This is a genomic window from Pseudomonas sp. ZS1P83, from assembly GCF_054897825.1.
The window spans coordinates 2,820,677-2,838,815 of sequence record NZ_CM142706.1 but is presented as its reverse complement, the minus strand read 5'-3'; the positions used below and the strand labels follow the sequence as shown (position 1 = coordinate 2,838,815).

Below are 18,139 nucleotides of genomic sequence, written 5' to 3'. Positions count from 1 at the left end.
GGATGCATAACGTCTGATTATGAATACACTTGGGAAGTCATTGCCGCCGCTTGCCAGTTTGCTGCCCTTTGAAGCGGCTGCTCGACTGGAAAGCTTTTCGAAGGCTGCCGATGAATTGCACATCACTCAAGCGGCGATTAGCCGCCAGATCCGTGGGCTTGAAGAAAATCTTGGGTTGAAGCTTTTTTGCCGCCGCAACCGCGCAGTCTTCCTGACGCAGGAGGGGCGTGAGCTAGGGCGCGTGGTGAGCACCGCATTGCAAAGTATCAGCGACAGTGCCGTCACCCTTCGTGAATCACCCCGCAAAAACCGTGTCGTTTTACTGTGTCAGTTGTGCGAAGCGTTCTATTGGTTGATGCCGCGCCTTTCGACGTTTCACCAGCTACACCCGGAAATCGAGATCCAGGTCGCGACATCCACCAGACCGTTGACTGAATTCAATGACCATTTTGACGTGGCCTTACAAAGTACCGGACGCCCCAGCGGCTTGCATGCTCTGGCGTTCACCGCCGCTGATGAAGTGTTTCCTGTGTGCAGTCCTCATTACCTGACTGCCCGACAGTCACTCTGGATTACCGATCTTCGCCTCCACACGCTTTTACACCATCGCGCCACGCCACCGCACTTGATGGAATGGGATACTTGGTTGCAGGCCTTTGGGCAGACATTAGAGGGTTATCCTCAGGGCTCCGTGTTTGATAGTTACCCCTTGATGCTCCAGGCCGCCGTCGAGGGGCATGGAATTGCAATGGGGTGGCGCCGAACAGCCGGGAGGCTTATTGATAGCGGTGCGCTGGTGAGACCTTGTGTAGAAAGTGTCCCTTTACCTGAAGCGATATCCGTTTTTAAACAATATGGCGCAGAAGATCGGATTGAGGTGCGCGCGCTGATTGAGTGGCTTGCAGAGGAATTACGTAGTGGAAGCTGAAAGCTCTATTCCATATCGATGACGCTGGGATACAACCGCTTCTGGCCGTTCTTTGCCGGTCGTCACTACTGCGTGTGCTGGTCAAGTTGAATACAAACGGTTGGTCAGCACAAGTGCAATTGACTGGTCAGTGGCAATGCAAATGGGTGGTCAAGTGCGCTGCAATTACGCAGCAACCCACCAGAGGGAGCCCTAGACTTTTCGATGTGAGCGACAAGGTTTCCGGCAGCGTTGTCGGTATCAGTTGTCACTCGCCGTGTTCAAAGCAGTCTCCCTGATCCATATCTTCACCATCATCGCTCCCTTGGTAGCGTTCATTGTTTGGGTTGAGCTGGTCTGAGTGGTTATCCATGCTCGATTGGTAAGCATCGTTGTTTGGGTTCAGGCTGTCGCTACGGTCATCATTCGCTGTTCTGCCCATCGTCCTTTCCTCAATGTCGTGCTGTCTGGTGCCTAGACCTCTTTAAGAGGACCGATCATAAAGATTAAAGTTGAAATTTCTTGATATCACATCTGGATTACTACGAATCGGCATTGCCCGCATCAGAGATAGCTAATCAGTTGATTGTTCACTCAGCCACGCTCCAATGCCCTCATAGAAAACCTTCGCCTGCTGTGCGAGTTCCTGGGTAGCGTAGTACGGGCGGCTTTTTCGCCCCCGTTCAGTTGTCAGTTTGATGGCGGTACTGTCGTGTTTCTTGATGCAGCAGGCGGCTGGGTAATTGCATTGACTTGACCAGCCGTTTGCATTGCCACTGACTAGCCGACTCCCGGTAAATATTTCCAGCGAGTGCAGCTCTAGAGCCCACGGATCCTAAAGCTGAAGGACTGCAATCGACCCAAAGCTGACATTGTCCTCAGTCGGCTCCAAGTCTTCTCTCGATCCAGTAGGTTGTGGGTATTCAGCGGCGCCACGATCCCTCGGGCAATTCGACCTGCCGATGGGCCGCAGCCAAGGCAACCTTCAGCCCCTCTTTATCCAGCGGTATGCAGTAGGCGGGTTTAGCCCGTTCGAATCGCCAGCTTTCATCAAGGCTGCCCGCATCTGCCGCGTCGAATCCAATCTCGTCCAGTAACTTGATCACCAGCGCTTTCGCCGCCGGATCATCCGCAGCGATCGGCAGTGCGCGTCGATCGGGCGCAGCTTTATGGCGCGAGTCCTGCACCAGGTCCTGGGCGAGGATTGCATTGAACACTTTGACCACGCTGGAGTGGGGCAGATGCTCGGCGAGCAGGCGGCTGGTGGTGGTTTCGAATCGGTCGAGAGCGGCAATGTGACCGTCGCGTTCCGGGTAGTAATTGTTGGCATCCAGCACGGTTTTGCCCTCAAGCCACTTGGCCGGCACGCTTCGGTAATGCTCAAGGGGAATTGCCACGAGTACAACTTCGCCAAATTGTGCTGCGTCCTCGATAGTGCCGACCTGACTGCCAGGAATGCCACTGAGCACGCTGCTCATGGTCTGTGGCCCACGTGAATTGCTGAGCATCGCCTCGTGTCCCGCCGCGATGACCAATTGCGCCACTGCACGTCCGATGAAGCCTGCCCCAATAATGCCGATACGCATGTCGTTGCTCCGCTGGTTGGTAAGAAGAAACCATGATGATTGCCAACCAAGGGCAGATAAATAATCATCGGCTACTTAGTCTCGTTACCAGGAGTGTTGAATGATGGATCGACTGACGAGCATGGGGGCGTTTGTGATGGCGGCGGAATCCGGCTCCTATGCCAGCGCCGCCGAGCGATTGGGCCTGTCGCCGCAGATGGTGGCCAAGCATGTTTCCGCGCTTGAGCAGCGGCTAGGTGCGCGGCTACTGAACCGTACCACCCGACGCCAGAGCCTGACTGAGTTGGGCAGCGCTTACTACGAACGCTGTAAGCACATTTTGAGCGAGGCTCAGGCTGCCGACTCCCTTGCGCAGATCATGAACGACACCCCGCGCGGCAAACTGAAAATCAGCGCTCCCGTAACGTTCGGCTCCTATAGCCTCATGCCCTTTGTGACGGAGTTTTTGCGTCAACACCCGGAGGTCGAAATCGATCTGCATTTGACCGATCGCTTCGTCGATCTGGTGGAGGAGGGTTATGAAGTGACTTTCAGGATTGGCCCATTGACCGCGTCCAGTTTGACTGCCAGGCCGTTGGCGCCTTATCGGTTGGTAGCCTGTGCGGCACCGAGCTATCTGACCGAGCGCGGAGTGCCGCAAATACCGGATGATCTGAAGAACCATGAGTGTCTGGGGTATGCCTATTGGTCCCGGCCGGCCGACCGCGAATGGGTATTCTGCAAAGGCTCCGCAGTTGAACGGGTACAAGTCGTCAGTCGATTGCAGGTCAACGAGAGCAAAGCACTGCTGTCGGCAGCACTGGACGGGTTCGGGATTGTCCTTGGACCCGATGACTTTCTTGAGCCCGCGTTGCGCGACGGCGAGTTAATTCGACTGTTAGCTGATTACGAAGCACCGAGCCGACAAATGCATTTGCTCTACACGGCCAATCGTCAGAGAACAGCCAAACTCCGGCGATTTATCGATGCTGCGCTCGCCCGCTTTGGTGCTCCTTGAGCAGGCTTTTGAGTTGTCTCAGCCACATTGACCTGTGATTGATTTCGGTCGCAGGCTACTGCTTCATTGACTGGCTGCTTTTGGCCGATTGCTGCCTGTCACAATCATCTGAATCTAGCCCCCCCCAGATCAAAAGCTAGAACTACAGCACATGATCAAGTAATAAAAACCCGCATCAATGCGGGTTTTTTTGGGTTGAAATTCGATCACTGGCCTTTGGAGGTATCAAACCCACGCTGCTCAATCACCCGAAACACATCGCTCACATCCTGGACCATGATCCGGGCGATGTTGGTGACGGTGTTGATGTCGTTTTCGGCGTAGTCGGGGAGGCTGGTGCAGGCCATGAGGTGCAGGTATTTGAGGACGGCGTTGAGGCGTTCGCTGACGCAGTTGTGGAGTTCGCGTAGCGGGGCGTCGCTGTCGATGAGGAGGACGGGGTAGTCGGTGGCGAATTGGGACATGGGGGTGAAGCGGCGAGGCGGGCTTTGGGTTGTCATGGTTTTAGTCCTAGAAAGATGAATCACAACCGTCATAACCAATTCACACAGAGAAATCGGCTGTGTCGTGGCTGACGGTACTCGGTGTCTTCTTTTTAGGGCTGCGAAACCCTGTCTCTGATGGTTGTCAGTGACGGGGCAAACTATAAGCGGCGATTTTGGTGTCTGCAAACGGGGTGTAGGACGAAAACCCCCGGTTTTGTGGCTGATCGTGGAGACTTTGTTTGGCTGCTTAGCAGTTGTGGTGTCAGACGTTGTTTAGTGTCAGATAGACCTTGCTTGCTGGATTTACGGCCGCTACGCGGCCGAACGCAGGCTTCGCCAGCTGCAGGGTTTGGGTTGATGTTTAAAAGTTCGGCAGGGTTTGGGGCGGCTTCGCCGCCCAGCGGGAGCAAGCTCCCTCGCCACAGAGGGTGGTTTCCTACGAGATTTTCGGAGCTGAAGATCAACCGAACGAAGCCTTCTGCAATTCCAACGCCGATCGGGAAGCCAGAAACGAAAAAGCCCCGATTCATCAGGGCTTTGTCCTTTTGAAATTGCGCAGTTCTCAGGTCGCTATCGCGCACCATCTGACGTCATTGTCTGGCCTGCGGTGAGTGCGGGTTGTGGTCGGTATGTTTCGGTCCCGCCAGTGCCCACGCCACCACCCCAATCAGCGGCACAAACACGATTACCACTATCCACAAGAGTTTGTTGCTCGATTTGCCTTCGGCTTTGCGCACCCTGTTGATTGCCCACAGTTCGATCAGCAAAAGAACTGCTGTCAGTACGATCCAGATTGTTTCGTTTTGCATTAGTCACCCTCCAAATAGTCTTTCAGTTAGGTGAGCGAGGGTGGGTAGGGTTCATTAAATTTTGGGGTTCTGTTGGTGAGACGTAAGCGGGGCTGCTCGCTGTCAGGGCCTCTTCGCGAGCAAGCCCGCTCCCACAGGGGATTGGGGGTTTAGTTAGATCGAGTTAGCCAGTTTTCCGGTTGAGAGGCGGCGTTTGTAGGCGGTGTCGCGGTTTGCGAGCCAGAAGTAGAGCGGCGAGGTGATGAGCAGGCCGACTAGCCAAGACAGGTCAGCGCCATTGATGTGCTCTGAAATCGGCCCGACATACAGCGGCGTGTTCATGAACGGAATCTGCACCGCAATCCCGATCGCATACGCTAACAGTGCCTGCGGGTTGTACCGGCCATAGATCCCGCCATCGACCTGGAAGATCGAGTTGATGTCGTACTGACCTTTGTGAATGGCGTAGAAGTCGATCAGGTTGATCGCGGTCCACGGCACCAGCACGACGAGCAGCACCAGCACCATGTCGACGAAGTGGCCGATGAAGTTGGCCGAGGCGCCGACGGCGGCGAAGCAGCAGGCGGCGAGGACGATGACCGAGATGATGGCGCGGCTTTTGGCGGTCGGGATCCAGCGGTAGGCGAAGGTTTGTACCAGGGTGATCAGCGACAGCACGGCGCCGTAGAGGTTGAGGGCGTTGTGGCTGATGACGCTGAGCAGGAACAGTACGAGCATCAAGGGGCCGATGGAGCCGGTGGCGAGTTTGACCGCGTCCATGGTGTCCATGCCGACCGGCGTGGCGAGGACGGCGACGGCGCCGAAGATGAACGAGAGGCTGGAGCCGAGCACGGTGCCCAGATATGTCGTCCAGAACGTTGCGGCCACGGGCACGTTGGCGGGCAGGTAGCGCGAGTAGTCGGAGACGTAGGGTGCGAAAGCGATTTGCCAGAGCGCGGCTAGCGACACGGTAGCGAGCCAACCGGAGATGTTGAAGCTGCCGCGGGTGAGGAAGTCGGCGGTCTGTACGTGGGTGAAGATGTAACCGAAGCCCAGCACGATGCCGGCGCCGAGCACCCAGGTGCCGATGCGGTTGAGCACGTGGATGAAGCGGTAGCCGATGATGCCGATGATGCCCGAACCGAGGGCGCCGATGACGATGCCTACTGGCACCGGCATGCTGTCGACCACGCCGTGCAGGGATTTGCCGGCGAGGACGATGTTGGAGGCGAAGAAGCCGATGTACATGATGCCGGCGATCAGCACCACCAGCAGTGCGCCGAGGGAGCCGAACTGGGCGCGGCTCTGGATCATCTGCGGAATGCCCATCTGCGGGCCTTGCGCCGAGTGCAGCGCCATCAACACGCCGCCGACCAGGTGACCAACGAGGATGGCGACGATGCCCCACACCAGGTTCAGGTGGAACATTTGCACGCCGAGGGCGCCGGTGACGATGGGCAACGGCGCGATGTTGCCGCCGAACCAGAGGGTAAACAGGTCGCGGGTTTTACCGTGGCGATCTTCGGGCGGCACATAGCCGATGGTGTGTTTCTCGATGAGCGGGGCTGATGTTGTTGCAGCGGTAACCATGACGGACTCCAAGGCAATTTGAGTACGTGGACGTACTTCGGTGAGCGCCGCACGGGGGCGACGCTTTTCTTGTTGGAGTTGATGATGTGCGGTGGGCGGGGAGAGATAAATTACAAAGATTGTGGGTATAGACGTTAAAAAAAGTATGCCGGTCTGCAGCCGAAAAACCTGTGGGAGCGGGCTTTTGGGGTGTTCAAATTCTTTCGCGATTCGGAGCTTGCAGGATCGTTAAAAACACCGCGAGATTTGTAGGAGCGAGGCTTGCCCGCGAAGGCGGAGTGTCAGTCGACAATGATGTTGGATGTTAGGCCGTCTTCGCGGGCAAGCCTCGCTCCTACAATGACCGCGTCAGTCAGAGATAGATGAGAGCATCCGTTGCAGCATGGCGTCGCAGGCTGTGAGTTGATCGAGGCTGACGAATTCGTCCGGTTTGTGGCCTTGATCCATGCTGCCGGGGCCGCAGACGACGGTGGGAATTCCTGCGGCGTCGAATAGACCGCCCTCGGTGCCAAACGCTACCGTTCCGAACTCTCGGGAACCGGAAAATGCAGCGATCAACTCAGCGGCTTCGCTGTGAGCATCGGTCGCCAAACCGGGATACGCCGACAACTCGCTGAAGCGGATCTCGCTCTGCTCACTCACGGCGCGCATTCGGGGCAATACCTGCTGCTTGGCGTAGGTCTTCAGCTCTCGCGCAACCTCGCTTGGGTCGTGTGAGGGCAGGGCGCGGATCTCAAAGTCGAAGCGGCAATCGGCGGGGACGATGTTCAAGGCCTTGCCGCCGGAAATCACGCCGGTTTGCACCGTGCTGAACGGCGGATCGAAACGGGCGTCGTGATGCTCAGGCGCTTTGAGCCGGTTACCAATCCGCCCCAGTTCACCGATCAGTTCGGCGGCGTATTCAATCGCGTTGACTCCGAGCGGGGCGTACGCCGAGTGGCACGCTTCACCGTGAATATCGCAGCGCATCGCCAGTTTGCCCTTATGGCCCAGCACCGGTTTGAGCTCGGTTGGCTCGCCAATGATGCAAAGCATCGGTTTGACCGGTCTCTGTTCTAACTCCGCCAGCAACGAGCGCACGCCCAGGCAACCGACTTCCTCATCGTAGGACAGCGCGATGTGCACCGGCAGCCGCAGCGTGGCGTTCACCAGCGACGGGACCAGGGCGAGTACGCAGGCGATGTAGCCTTTCATGTCCGCCGTGCCGCGACCGTACAACTTGCCGTCGCGCTCGGTGAGCTGGAACGGCGCAACAGTCCACGGCTGGCCGTCGACGGGCACCACGTCGGTGTGCCCCGACAGCACGATGCCCGGCCGATCCGCCGGGCCAATGGTCGCGAACAGATTGGCCTTGCTGCGCTGCTCGTTGTAGACCAGCTCGCAAGGCACATCGAAGCGTTCGAGGTAGTCGCGGACGAACTCGATGAGGTGCAGGTTTGATTCGCGGCTCGTGGTGTCGAACGCCACCAACGTTTTCAGCAAATCGAGGCTGTTGCTCATCGGTCGTCTCCGGCGACGCCGTAGCCAGGGGATTTGTCGGGGGCCAGGGCGCGATCGATGTAGTCCTGAACCTGAGGGCGATAGGCTTCCCAGAGTTTTTCAAGCTGGCCGATTGGATCGTGATCCGCCCAATCCACCCGCAGGTTGATGATCGGCCAGGTCAACTCGCCGACCACCACCACCGCCGCTGAATGTACCGGCCCGGCTTCTCCGCCTGCCGCGATGGCCGCTTTCATTGCAGCCAGCAAGCGGTCGGTCAGTTGGCCCTCGCCCTGCTCGAACGCCTCGACCATGGCCTCGATCACCGACCGATCCGCCAGCATGTTGCCGGCGGCCACGCATTGCTCGCCGGACACGGCATTGTGGTTGCCCAAGGTTTGCGAGCCGCTGAAGTGCGCGGTGCGGCCAAGGTGGTCAATTGCCGTGATCTGCCGATATTGGCTGTAGCCGTTGCGGGTCAGGACTTTGTCCAGTGCTTCAGCAGGCGCGAGGCCTTGCTCCATGAGGGCAAGGGTTTCCGGGCCGAGCGACGGCAAGGTGATGTTTTGTGTGGAGACGGCGCCAACACCCGGCAGCAGCCAAGGGCAACGTGCGCCGACGGCGATGCTTGAGGAACTGATCGCAATGCCGAACTGACCGGTTTCGGGGCAACGGGCTGCGATGGAGAAGGTCATGGGTTTTGCTCCTTGGTTTGCCTTGGCGAAAGGGGTGTCTGGGCGGGCCCCTTCGCGAGCAGGCTCGCTCCCACATGTGGATTTTTGTCTTACACAAATCCGTGGCCATTGAAGATCTACTGTGGGAGCGAGCCTGCTCGCGAAGGCCGCACCTCGGTCTATTTCCTTACTCAGGAATCACCGCAATCACATCAATCTCCATCAACCACTGCGGCTGCCCCAATGCCGACACCACCAACCCGGTCGAAATCGGAAACACCCCTTTAAGCCACTTGCCCACTTCCTGATACACCGGCTCGCGGTAACGCGGATCGATCAGGTAAGTCGTGGTTTTGACGATGTGGCTAAGGTCGCTGCCGGCCTCTTCCAGCAACTGTTTGACGTTGCGCATGGCTTGCTCGGTTTGCGCACGCGGATCACCGAGGCCTACCAGTTTGCCTTCGAAATCAGTGCCGACCTGACCGCGAACATAAACGGTGTTGCCGGCCCGGACGGCCTGGCACAGGTCGTTGTCCAGGCTCTGGTTTGGGTAGGTTTCTTTGGTGTTGAACATGCGAATACGGGTATGGGTTGGCGTGGACATTTGAAGCTCCTGAAAAGTCTTAAGCACTGACAGTTGTTTTATGGGCGACCGGGGCGGATTCAGCCTCGCGTTGCGCCGCATCGTGGTAGTCGAGGTACGAACGCTGGATGGCGATGTGATCAGCCACGTACTTGGCATCGTGCCAAACGCCCCAGATGAACGAAGAGCCGCGACGCGACTGCCACGGCAGGCCGAGGAAATACACGCCAGGCTCGCTCGACACGCCGCGCTGGTGCTGCGGCTTGCCGTTGGCGTCGAGGGCATCAACCTTGAGCCAGCTGTAGTCCGTGGCAAAACCGGTGGCCCAGATGATCGAAGTCACGCCGGCCTTGGCCAGGTCGAGCTCAAGAATCGGGTTAGTCACGCATTCCGGATCGGAAAAGGTAATGCGCGCTTCAGGTTCTTCCGGCAGGTCCAGGCCGTTGCGCTCGATGTAGGCATCGGCGGCATCGAGCAGGGCCAGATAGTTCTCGTCGCCGCGTGCCAGGTTGTCGCCAAGGTTCGACTGGAAGGTCGCCACGGCGCCGTTGAACGATTGGGTCAGACCCACGAGTGTCATGCCGCGATGTGCGAGACCACGGAAGTCCACCGTGCGGCCGCCATGCGCACCGCTGACAGCGATGGTGACGTGTTCCCGGCCGGGTTTCATGGCCGCCTGATCCCATTCGCCGAGCACACCCAGCCACCAGCAGAAATCACGGTTGCGATAAGCGCGGGGAGGGCGATCGTGGGCGCCGACCGAGAGGTAAACCTTCTTGCCGGCACGTTGCAATTCATCGGCAATCTGCACGCCCGACGAACCTGCGCCGACCACCAGAACAGCGCCTTCGGGCAGTTGCGCTGGATTGCGATAATCGGCCGAGTGGATCTGCAGGAATGGCTGATCTTTGGGCGCGATTGGCGGGATAACCGGCCGCTGGAAAGGTCCGGTAGCGGCCACCACGCGGCTGGCCTCGATCACGCCTTCGGAGGTTTCGATGGAGAAGCCCGGCCGACCGACATTGCGCTCAACCTTCAGCACGTCCACGCCGGTGCGGACGGGGGCGTTGAATTTCTTGGCGTAGGCTTCGAAGTAATCGGCTACACGTTCTTTCGGGGCAAAGCCGTCGGGGCTGAGGTCGTCGAACTCAAGACCGGGAAAACGATCGTGCCAGGCAGGCCCATTCGCCACCAGCGAATCCCAGCGCCCGGTGCGCCAGCGCTCGGCGATACGGTTGCGCTCCAGCACCAGGTGCGGCACGCCGAGTTTGCTCAAGTGTTCACTCATGGCCACGCCAGCCTGACCGGCGCCAACAATCAGCGTATCTGTTTTTATTTTTTCAATGGTCATCTCTATACCCTTCGAAGTTGGATTTAGGTCGGTAACGGCCTGCCATTTCTTGGGGTCAAGACTAGGGATCACCCTGGTATCGGTAAAATATTATTAAGCTGGCATTTGAGTATAAATAACTGATGCAGAGCGCTAGGCGCTGGCATCGGCTTCATGCTCGTCGGCGGGTCGAGCGGAAGCACTCCTCCGAACATACCCCATGGCTAATGGACAGCTCGAACGACAAGCGACGGGCCTGCCTTAAGATCCTCGCCGATTTGCTCAGCCGCCTCCCGCATGGAGCGGAAGTCGGTGAGGACCTCTAAGCGACATTGGAGTATTCGGCGACGGTCTTTATCAACGTTATCCAAAATCGAGATCGACCCCATAAGCTCGTCGATAAAGGGAGCCTTCTGTGCCAAGTATTCACCGATGCCGCCGGTGTTGCTCGCTTCCAGCTCAAGTTTCAAGTCTTGATACCGCTGGCGAATCATAGGGTCGTCCCTTAGCAGATCACGAAAGCGGAGCATTCTTTCGATTTGACCGTGGCCGGAGATACAAACGTGGGCTTTATGAGTTCGCACACCCTCGACATCGCGACGATAAAAGTGGTGACCTGGCGATAGATCGCTGGCTCGTGCGAACCCTAGTCCACGCATGACGTTGTCTCGGGCGGATTCGTTTCGATGTTGCGCAACCTCGATCAGGAGGTCGATCTCTGGCTTGGCTGCGAGTTCGGGAACGGCGGTACTTCCGACATGATGGATGGCAACAAGCTCAGTGCCAAACGCCTTCTCGATCTGTCCTTTGGCGCATAGGAAGAGCGCGGGCCAGCTACTGTCATAGGGGGAAATCTTGCTAGTTAGCGCCATGGTGCTTCTTCCTTGTATCCGCGGGCTTGGCAATATGGAAACTCCGAAACTGTACGTGCGCGCTGACTGGCGGTGAAGGAGCCAACAGCGAAGGCCGGATCCGGGATTGATCGGTTCTCGCGGTGGACTTATAAAGTGCTCCTCACTAATGTCCTATGCGGCAAAACTGACGCACCCCGGTTACTTAAAAGGAGATATTTATATGGAAGTACGTTGCACATCAATCGAAGAAGTTCGTCAGCACATAGACCACATCGACCGCGATGTGGTTGCACTCCTCGCCAGGCGCGGCAACCTCGTCACCCAGGCGGCGGCCTTCAAGAAAACTACTGATGATGTGCGCGCTCCAGCGCGGGTTGAACAGGTCATCAGCAAAGTGCGCGGAATGGCAAACGATTCCGGTGCCTCACCTGACGTCGTGGAGCGGGTATACAGAGCCATGATCTCTGCATTCATTGACGAAGAATTGAAAACTCACTCAGCCCTGAAAGATAAATCTTAAAGTCGTCAGCTTTCATAATCACCGAGGCTCAGCGAGGCTAGAATCTTAGCCCCGCGACGCCTATACACGGATCCTATTTTTGGCTGAGCGCCGCTATTGATACTCCCGAAGCAACGAAGGTGAGTCCTGCCCCTACGTTCAGGCCATTTACCAGCCGTGGCCTCTGACGCAAAAATCGGGACAGTGCAGTGGCAAATACACCCATAAGTGCGAATCCCACTGCCGTAAGTGCGGCGAACCATATGCCGAACACCAGCATCTGCACGCTCACTGAGCCGCGTTGTGGGTCGACGAACTGCGGAATGAAAGCAAGGACGAAAAAACCCGGCTTCGGATTGAGTGCTGCCGAGAGTAATCCCGTTAGGAAAATGCTCGGCAGTGATTGCCGAGTCGCTGGCTGGAAGCTAATCAGGTTACGAGAGCGTAGGACTTTTATGCCAAGCCAAAGTAAATAACCGGCACCGATAAGCTTGACGACCCAGAAGGCAACTGCGGACGTCTGCATAAGCAACGTCAGTCCTAGCGAAGCGGTTGCCACATGAAAGAGAATTCCCGCCCCAGATGCCATGCCCGATACGATAGCGGCTATCCTGCCCTGACTGAGTCCTCGGCCTACGGCCAGCAGATTGTCCGGGCCTGGTGCGAGTACCAATAGCAAGCACGCGGCAGTATAGGCTAGCCAAATATTGCTCGCAAACACGGCATTCTCCTTAAGCCTCACCGAGGCATCCATCCTCACGTTGCACCAGACTGTGCCCGTACCAGGTTGCAAAGTCAAAGCCACTGCAATTGAGAATATGTGTGCCGAACGGTTGCACTGCCTCATCAGTGGATGCCTGCATAAGTCACGAGACTCAGCCTTATATAGCAGTGGAACGCGGTTCGATGTGAGAGCGAAGTAAAGATGTGTTCGCCGTCCGCTTACCGATCAGGAGCTTGGGGCGCTGAAGTCCCCGCTGACTGCGCTGCTAAAATGCACGCACCAGTCCCCATTTTGGAGAACCAAGATGATCAGCAAGAACACGATTAGTCTCTGCTACGACGGCACCGCGTTGGACGCTGCAACGTTCTACGCCGAGACGTTCCTGGACAGCGTTGTCGGCGCTGTCCATCGCGCGCCTGGCGACTACCCGGCGGGCAAGCAGGGCGATGTCTTGACAGTCGAGTTCACGGTGATGGGCATCCCTTGTCTCGGACTGAACGCCGGCTCGGCGTTCAAGTACACCGAGGCTTTTTCGTTCCAGGTTGCGACCGACGACCAAGCCGAAACAGACCGCTTGTGGAACGCGATTGTCGGAAATGGCGGCCAGGAAAGTGTATGCGGCTGGTGCAAGGACAAGTGGGGATTGTCATGGCAGATCACACCACGCGTTCTGACAGCCGCGATAACCCATCCTGATCGAGCGGTGGCCAAGCGCGCGTTCGACGCCATGATGGAGATGGGAAAGATCGACATCGCTGCGATTGAAGCGGCTGTTAAACGTTAACCAGCGCCGCATGGGGCTGGGCTATAAAACTTGTAAAAAGCTATCCGTGATTGTTCCCGAAAAAGTTGTCTCTACCGGTCCGATGAGAAAGACAGGTCCCACGCCATCCCATTGAACCGTTACGGTTCCGCCATCACATTCAACCTCAACGGAATTGTCTAACAAGCCACGACGAATCCCATTAACAGCGGCGCCACAGGAGCAGGAACCTGAACCGAGCGGAATACCGCCCCCGCGCTCCCAAATGCGCAATCGAATGTGCTTTCGGTTAATGATCTGGACGAAATGCACGTTCGTCCTGAGGGGGAATAGGGGGTTGGTTTCAATTGTCGGTCCGATGGTCGCTATATCAACGGCTGTTAGATCATCCACAAAATAAGTGCAGTGCGGATTCCCCATGCTGCAAGCTGTTGGGCCATCAGCAAGTGGCAAAAAAGCAGTATCCATTTCCAGAGCCAAGGGAATATCCGACCAGCCGAAAAGTGGCTGCCCCATGCTGACGGAAATTGCGCCGGTTGAGGTTCGTTCGCAAGTAAGTAGACCACGGTTGGTTCGAAGCGCTATCGAAGTAATATTTGATTCGCGCATCAACATATCTGCGGCACCCCGCGTTGCGCTGCCACAAGCATCCAGCGTGGAGCCATCTGCATTCCAAAACATCAAGCGCGCATCTGCATCATCGCAATCGAGCACCACTGCGAGTTGATTGAATCCGACGCCTCGGTTGCGATCACCCATTCGCCGAGCCATGTTACTTGTCACAGGATTGGCTGAGTTGCGCGAGTCCACAACAACGAAGTCATCGCCATTGGCGTGCATTTTATGAAAACTCAGCGGCATAAATAGATCCTGGCGACGAGACATGTGGTGAATGTTTAAAGGCGATCAAGCCGCACTCGCCTAACTTTTGCAAGTTGGGGCTGGACGCTCAGGCAGGTCGAATGCTGCCGGTGCTGAAGCTAAGCGCTGGACTGGACTGAAACGGTAGCCGGCAGTGGGGAGATAAGCCCGGGACGACACATGGTCACTCACCCTTCAGCAACTGCAGCCGATAGCTTGAGATGCAGCCGACTTGCCTCAACGACCAGCGGGAATCTATGTCGAACACTCTCCCTTCTATCACCCGCACACCGATCGATCGTTCAAGCGTATCGCTGGCACGCGCTTCTCTGTTCAAGTTTGTGGGCCTCTTGGCGGGCGTTTTTTTCCTTGCCAGCTATTCACTTTTTTATCTTGCGCATGATTTAGACCGAACGGAGGAGGTCGAAAGTGCTTTCTACACGAAGAAGGCTATGCAATCGCTGGAAAAATCGCTAGGGACGACCGTCAAGGATTACGCATTTTGGGGCGATGCTTACAAGCACCTGCATGTTGAAATGGACGCGGACTGGGCTTACGTACGACAAAACGTCGGGACAACGCTTTACACGGATTTTGGATTTTCCGGCGTGTTTGTCATCAACGACCTCAATCGCACTGTTTACTCTGTTGTCAAGGGTGAGTTGAAATCGGTTGAAGCCCAAGCTTGGCTCGAGCAGTCCATTGACGCGATTCTCGTAAAGGCTCGGGAAGGCGCGCAAACAGAGACGCCGGCAACCGCCTTCATTGTCGTTGGAGGCGTACCGGCCTTGGTCGCGGCAGCGGCGATTACGCCGGGAACTGACCCGACAGTGGTGCCTGATGACAGGTCGCCATCGGTGTTGATGTTCGTCGACATTCTGGACAGCGCCAAACTCGAGACGATAGGCAGGGATTACGGGGTGAATGGCCTGCACGTCGCCACTTCCGATGAAATCGGCAAAACGTCTGTCTTTGCATTGGGCGAGAACGGTACTGCCGGCAGTGTGCACTGGAGTCCGTCCAGGCCAGGTCTGCGGTTATTGGGACTAGGGTTGCCATTGATCGGCATCGCCGCGCTCTTGGTGTGGTTGATGACCTGGGCCATCTTGCGTCGCACGACCGCGGGTGCACAGGCGCTTGACACCAGCTACACATCACTGCAAAGCAGTCAGGCTGCCCTCGCCACCAGCGAAGCGCGCTTTCGCGATGTCGTTGAAGCCAGCTCGGACTGGGTATGGGAAATAGACGCTGATTGGCATTTCACCTATCTATCCGAGCGATTTGAGGATGTAACAGGGCTCTCCAGGGACGCTTGGATTGGTGCGGCGATGGATGATCTGCTGAGCACCGAATTAGGTACGTTATCTCAGTGGCTCAGCATCCCGAACCGTCGCCCGGACATCAGTGTTCAGTGCCGCTACGTCGATACTGAAGGCCAAGAGCGAATCACGCGTCTTTCGGCGCGAGAAATGGCCGGTGGAGGATTCCGGGGTACTGCAACTGACGTCACCGAGGAAGTCGAAGCCCGTCGAAGAATCGAATTTCTCTCACAGCATGACGCGCTGACCGGGTTGCCTAACAGGACACGGCTTCAGGAGTTTCTTGACGGTAAACTCAAGGCTTTGCCAACAGTAAAACAACCGCTGGTCATGCTCAGTCTGGACCTGGATCGATTCAAACCGGTGAATGACCTGTTGGGGCATGCGGCAGGTGATCTGGTACTTAACGAAGTATCGAACCGTCTGGCTGATTGCGTGCGCCACGGGGACCTTGTCGCCCGGGTCGGGGGTGATGAGTTTGTCCTGATCCTGACCGATGTGAGCTCCCAGGAAGAAGTCGAGGCGCTATGTCGCCGCCTGATCGAGTCCATCGAGCGACCTATCGAGATCGATGAGCAGGAAGTGTTCGTCAGCGCCAGTATTGGCATCGCAATGGCGCCAAATGACGCTCGCGAGGCTACTGAGCTGCTTCGTTATGCGGATATCGCGTTGTACGAAGCCAAGGCCGGAGGTCGCAACACATGGCGCTTTTACGCGGGCGATATGAACGCGAAGATCATTGAGCGCCGCCGTTTGGAAAGCGACCTGCGTTTTGCGATCAAACACGGAGAGCTGCGGCTGCATTTCCAACCGCGCTATCGTATCGCTGACGGTCAGATGGTCGGTGCCGAGGCGTTGGTACGGTGGCAACATCCTGAGCGTGGATTGATATCACCCGACACGTTCATCCCCATTGCGGAAGAAAGCGGGTTGATTCTTTCCATGAGCAACTGGGTCATCGATACCGCCTGCAGGTACGCCGCGCGATGGCCGGAAAGTCTGTTCGTCTCGATTAACCTTTCGCCCATCGAATTCAAGCGAGGCAATTTGGTAGAGCGCCTCCAGAAAATATTATTCGACTCTGGAATCGATCCTGCCCGAGTAGAGCTGGAAATTACCGAAAACGTCATGCTTGAAGATGCTGAAGGCGCGCTTGAGATACTGCGTACGCTCAAACGCCTTGGCGTGCGCATATCCATGGATGACTTTGGAACAGGATATTCTTCGCTGAGCTACCTGCGCATTTTCCCATTCGATGGCCTGAAAATAGACCGCAGCTTTTTAAACAGGCTGGGTGAAAGCGAGGGTGACAAGTCGATCATCCAGGCCATCGTGGGCTTGGGCCGTGCGTTATCGCTCACCGTTACCGCAGAGGGCATTGAAACAGCCGAGCATCTGAAGTTGTTGAAAGCGGTGTCGTGTGACGAAGGTCAAGGCTATTTCTTGAGCCGGCCGCTCGATACGTGCGCGTTCAACGCTCTGGTGGGAATCATAGAAAGTACAGGTGCCAAAAGCAGCGTTTAAGGCGCAGTAGCTGACCGCGCAGGTCTCGGGCGCTTGCTTGGCTACACTGTGTGTTGATTCCTGAGTCTCGTCTGGAGCGGTGCATGAAAGTTGGCGTGATTTCCGATACCCATGGCCTGCTCCGTGTCGAAGCCCTTGCTGCCCTGGAGGGTTGTGAACGGATCATTCACGCGGGCGACATCGGCGACCCCGACATTCTCGGTCAACTGCAGTCTATCGCCCCGCTGCACGTCGTACGTGGGAACAACGACCTGGACGCCCCTTGGGCAGGACATCTCGCCGACAGTCTACGTTTCGACCTCAACGGATGGCAGGCTCTGCTGGTGCATGACATCGCCGATGTTCCGGTCGTGCTCGATGCAGGCATAAAGCTGGTGATCACCGGCCACTCGCATAAGCCACGCATTGAATGGCGCGGCGAACGGCTGTACCTCAATCCCGGCAGCGCGGGACGGCGGCGCTTCAAGCTACCGGTCACGCTGGCTCTGCTTGAGGTGCTTGAGAACAAAATTGAGCCGCGTCTGATCTCGCTACTGGAATGACCTTTCCCGGGGAGCTGACAAGTGGAAATTCGACGTCGCAGGAGCGCCAGGCCCGCCTTGACATCCTCTCTGATTTGCTCAGCCGCATTCCGTACAAGGATGTCGCGCGCGAGAAATGGAGAGTGTTCCATAGTGTGGTGCTATCAATTTGAAGTTGTTCGAAAGAGGGCTTTTGCGTTCTTGAAAGGCTACTTCGCTTTCCAGTGACCACCGCCCGACTCGCAATCAATCTTCGCCTGACTCAAATGCTCAGCGTCGTAGTAATACGTAGTCACTTGAGCATTGTCGGGAATGTTCAGCGATTTGCTGTTCTTGTCCTTGCTGGTGGAGTGAGGGTTGGCCAGCGATTCTTGCGTCAACGTCGCGATACAAGTGGCCTGAGAATGATCGGCACACTGTTCGACTTTTTTCTTGGTGCTGGCCAGCATGTCTTTACTCTCGTTGCTGCATGACCAATCGATGGCGTTCACCGGCATGCCTTCGTACTCATAGCAGCTATGAGATTCCACCACCGGAACGGAAGGGCTTTGAGAGCGGGTCAGCACGTCACAGCCTTCAGCCATGACCAGGGTGGGACTCAGGCTGGCAAGCAGAAACAGCAGTTTACTGTTCATCGGGATTTTCTCTCCAGTGG

Annotated in this window: 18 protein-coding genes and 1 pseudogene; 6 read left to right on the top strand and 13 right to left on the bottom strand. The window is 56.8% G+C overall.

Annotated features, from left to right (window positions below; translation table 11 throughout):
• Window positions 1-19 precede the first annotated feature (19 nt).
• Window positions 20-928 (top strand): LysR substrate-binding domain-containing protein, encoded by a 909-nt coding sequence (locus ACYZT0_RS13485; protein ID WP_462046255.1) that lies wholly within the window; start codon window positions 20-22, stop codon window positions 926-928.
• A 247-nt stretch (window positions 929-1,175) separates the two neighbouring features.
• On the opposite strand, the gene ACYZT0_RS13480 is transcribed toward ACYZT0_RS13485, so the two are convergent.
• Together ACYZT0_RS13480 and ACYZT0_RS13475 are read right to left on the bottom strand one after the other, a co-directional pair.
• Window positions 1,176-1,349, bottom strand: coding sequence for a hypothetical protein (locus ACYZT0_RS13480; RefSeq protein ID WP_462046254.1), 174 nt, complete (start codon window positions 1,347-1,349; stop codon window positions 1,176-1,178).
• A 481-nt stretch (window positions 1,350-1,830) separates the two neighbouring features.
• Window positions 1,831-2,493, bottom strand: coding sequence for an NADPH-dependent F420 reductase (locus ACYZT0_RS13475; RefSeq protein WP_462046253.1), 663 nt, complete (start codon window positions 2,491-2,493; stop codon window positions 1,831-1,833).
• A gap of 100 nt (window positions 2,494-2,593) precedes the next feature.
• On the opposite strand from ACYZT0_RS13475, the gene ACYZT0_RS13470 reads away from it, so the two are divergent.
• On the top strand, window positions 2,594-3,490 hold the full coding sequence (locus ACYZT0_RS13470; protein ID WP_462046252.1) for a LysR family transcriptional regulator: 897 nt from the start codon (window positions 2,594-2,596) through the stop codon (window positions 3,488-3,490).
• A 206-nt stretch (window positions 3,491-3,696) separates the two neighbouring features.
• Here the strand turns inward: ACYZT0_RS13470 and ACYZT0_RS13465 are convergent, their stop codons facing one another.
• The 8 genes and pseudogenes from ACYZT0_RS13465 to ACYZT0_RS13430 form a co-directional block, all read right to left on the bottom strand.
• A complete protein-coding gene (locus ACYZT0_RS13465) occupies window positions 3,697-3,990 on the bottom strand; it encodes a fructose-bisphosphate aldolase (RefSeq protein WP_462046251.1) in 294 nt (97 codons plus the stop codon).
• A 575-nt stretch (window positions 3,991-4,565) separates the two neighbouring features.
• A complete protein-coding gene (locus ACYZT0_RS13460) occupies window positions 4,566-4,784 on the bottom strand; it encodes a PLD nuclease N-terminal domain-containing protein (protein WP_462046250.1) in 219 nt (72 codons plus the stop codon).
• A gap of 153 nt (window positions 4,785-4,937) precedes the next feature.
• Window positions 4,938-6,353, bottom strand: coding sequence for a purine-cytosine permease family protein (locus ACYZT0_RS13455; RefSeq protein ID WP_462046249.1), 1,416 nt, complete (start codon window positions 6,351-6,353; stop codon window positions 4,938-4,940).
• 348 nt (window positions 6,354-6,701) lie between these two features.
• Entirely contained in the window at window positions 6,702-7,853 is a 1,152-nt protein-coding gene (argE, locus tag ACYZT0_RS13450; RefSeq protein WP_462046248.1) for an acetylornithine deacetylase, read from the bottom strand.
• Window positions 7,850-8,527 carry a DUF1028 domain-containing protein gene (locus ACYZT0_RS13445; protein WP_462046247.1) on the bottom strand — a complete coding sequence of 226 codons (678 nt, stop codon included), beginning with the start codon at window positions 8,525-8,527 and terminating at the stop codon, window positions 7,850-7,852. The genes argE and ACYZT0_RS13445 overlap by 4 nt, the downstream gene beginning before the upstream one ends.
• A gap of 166 nt (window positions 8,528-8,693) precedes the next feature.
• The gene (locus tag ACYZT0_RS13440) at window positions 8,694-9,110 is read right to left on the bottom strand and encodes a RidA family protein (protein ID WP_201202981.1); all 417 of its coding nucleotides are present in this window, start codon (window positions 9,108-9,110) and stop codon (window positions 8,694-8,696) included.
• A 19-nt stretch (window positions 9,111-9,129) separates the two neighbouring features.
• Window positions 9,130-10,440, bottom strand: coding sequence for a flavin-containing monooxygenase (locus tag ACYZT0_RS13435; RefSeq protein WP_462046246.1), 1,311 nt, complete (start codon window positions 10,438-10,440; stop codon window positions 9,130-9,132).
• A 377-nt stretch (window positions 10,441-10,817) separates the two neighbouring features.
• Window positions 10,818-11,291, bottom strand: a pseudogene (locus ACYZT0_RS13430) (GrpB family protein); the annotation flags it as partial.
• 202 nt (window positions 11,292-11,493) lie between these two features.
• Here ACYZT0_RS13430 and ACYZT0_RS13425 point away from each other — a divergent pair.
• The gene (locus ACYZT0_RS13425) at window positions 11,494-11,793 is read left to right on the top strand and encodes a chorismate mutase (RefSeq protein ID WP_462046562.1); all 300 of its coding nucleotides are present in this window, start codon (window positions 11,494-11,496) and stop codon (window positions 11,791-11,793) included.
• Window positions 11,794-11,866: 73 nt separating this feature from the next.
• On the opposite strand, the gene ACYZT0_RS13420 is transcribed toward ACYZT0_RS13425, so the two are convergent.
• Window positions 11,867-12,493 carry a LysE family translocator gene (locus tag ACYZT0_RS13420; RefSeq protein ID WP_462046245.1) on the bottom strand — a complete coding sequence of 209 codons (627 nt, stop codon included), beginning with the start codon at window positions 12,491-12,493 and terminating at the stop codon, window positions 11,867-11,869.
• Window positions 12,494-12,800: 307 nt separating this feature from the next.
• On the opposite strand from ACYZT0_RS13420, the gene ACYZT0_RS13415 reads away from it, so the two are divergent.
• Window positions 12,801-13,280, top strand: a complete 480-nt coding sequence (locus ACYZT0_RS13415; protein ID WP_462046244.1) for a VOC family protein — start codon at window positions 12,801-12,803, stop codon at window positions 13,278-13,280.
• Between the two features lie 21 nt (window positions 13,281-13,301).
• Here ACYZT0_RS13415 and dapF read toward each other — a convergent pair whose 3' ends face one another.
• A complete protein-coding gene (dapF, locus tag ACYZT0_RS13410; protein WP_462046243.1) occupies window positions 13,302-14,120 on the bottom strand; it encodes a diaminopimelate epimerase in 819 nt (272 codons plus the stop codon).
• A 257-nt stretch (window positions 14,121-14,377) separates the two neighbouring features.
• Here dapF and ACYZT0_RS13405 point away from each other — a divergent pair, with 257 nt between their 5' ends.
• Window positions 14,378-16,963 (top strand): bifunctional diguanylate cyclase/phosphodiesterase, encoded by a 2,586-nt coding sequence (locus tag ACYZT0_RS13405; RefSeq protein ID WP_462046242.1) that lies wholly within the window; start codon window positions 14,378-14,380, stop codon window positions 16,961-16,963.
• Window positions 16,964-17,046: 83 nt separating this feature from the next.
• On the top strand, window positions 17,047-17,505 hold the full coding sequence (locus tag ACYZT0_RS13400; RefSeq protein ID WP_462046241.1) for a metallophosphoesterase family protein: 459 nt from the start codon (window positions 17,047-17,049) through the stop codon (window positions 17,503-17,505).
• A 188-nt stretch (window positions 17,506-17,693) separates the two neighbouring features.
• Here ACYZT0_RS13400 and ACYZT0_RS13395 read toward each other — a convergent pair whose 3' ends face one another.
• Window positions 17,694-18,119, bottom strand: coding sequence for a hypothetical protein (locus ACYZT0_RS13395; RefSeq protein WP_462046240.1), 426 nt, complete (start codon window positions 18,117-18,119; stop codon window positions 17,694-17,696).
• Window positions 18,120-18,139: the final 20 nt, after the last annotated feature.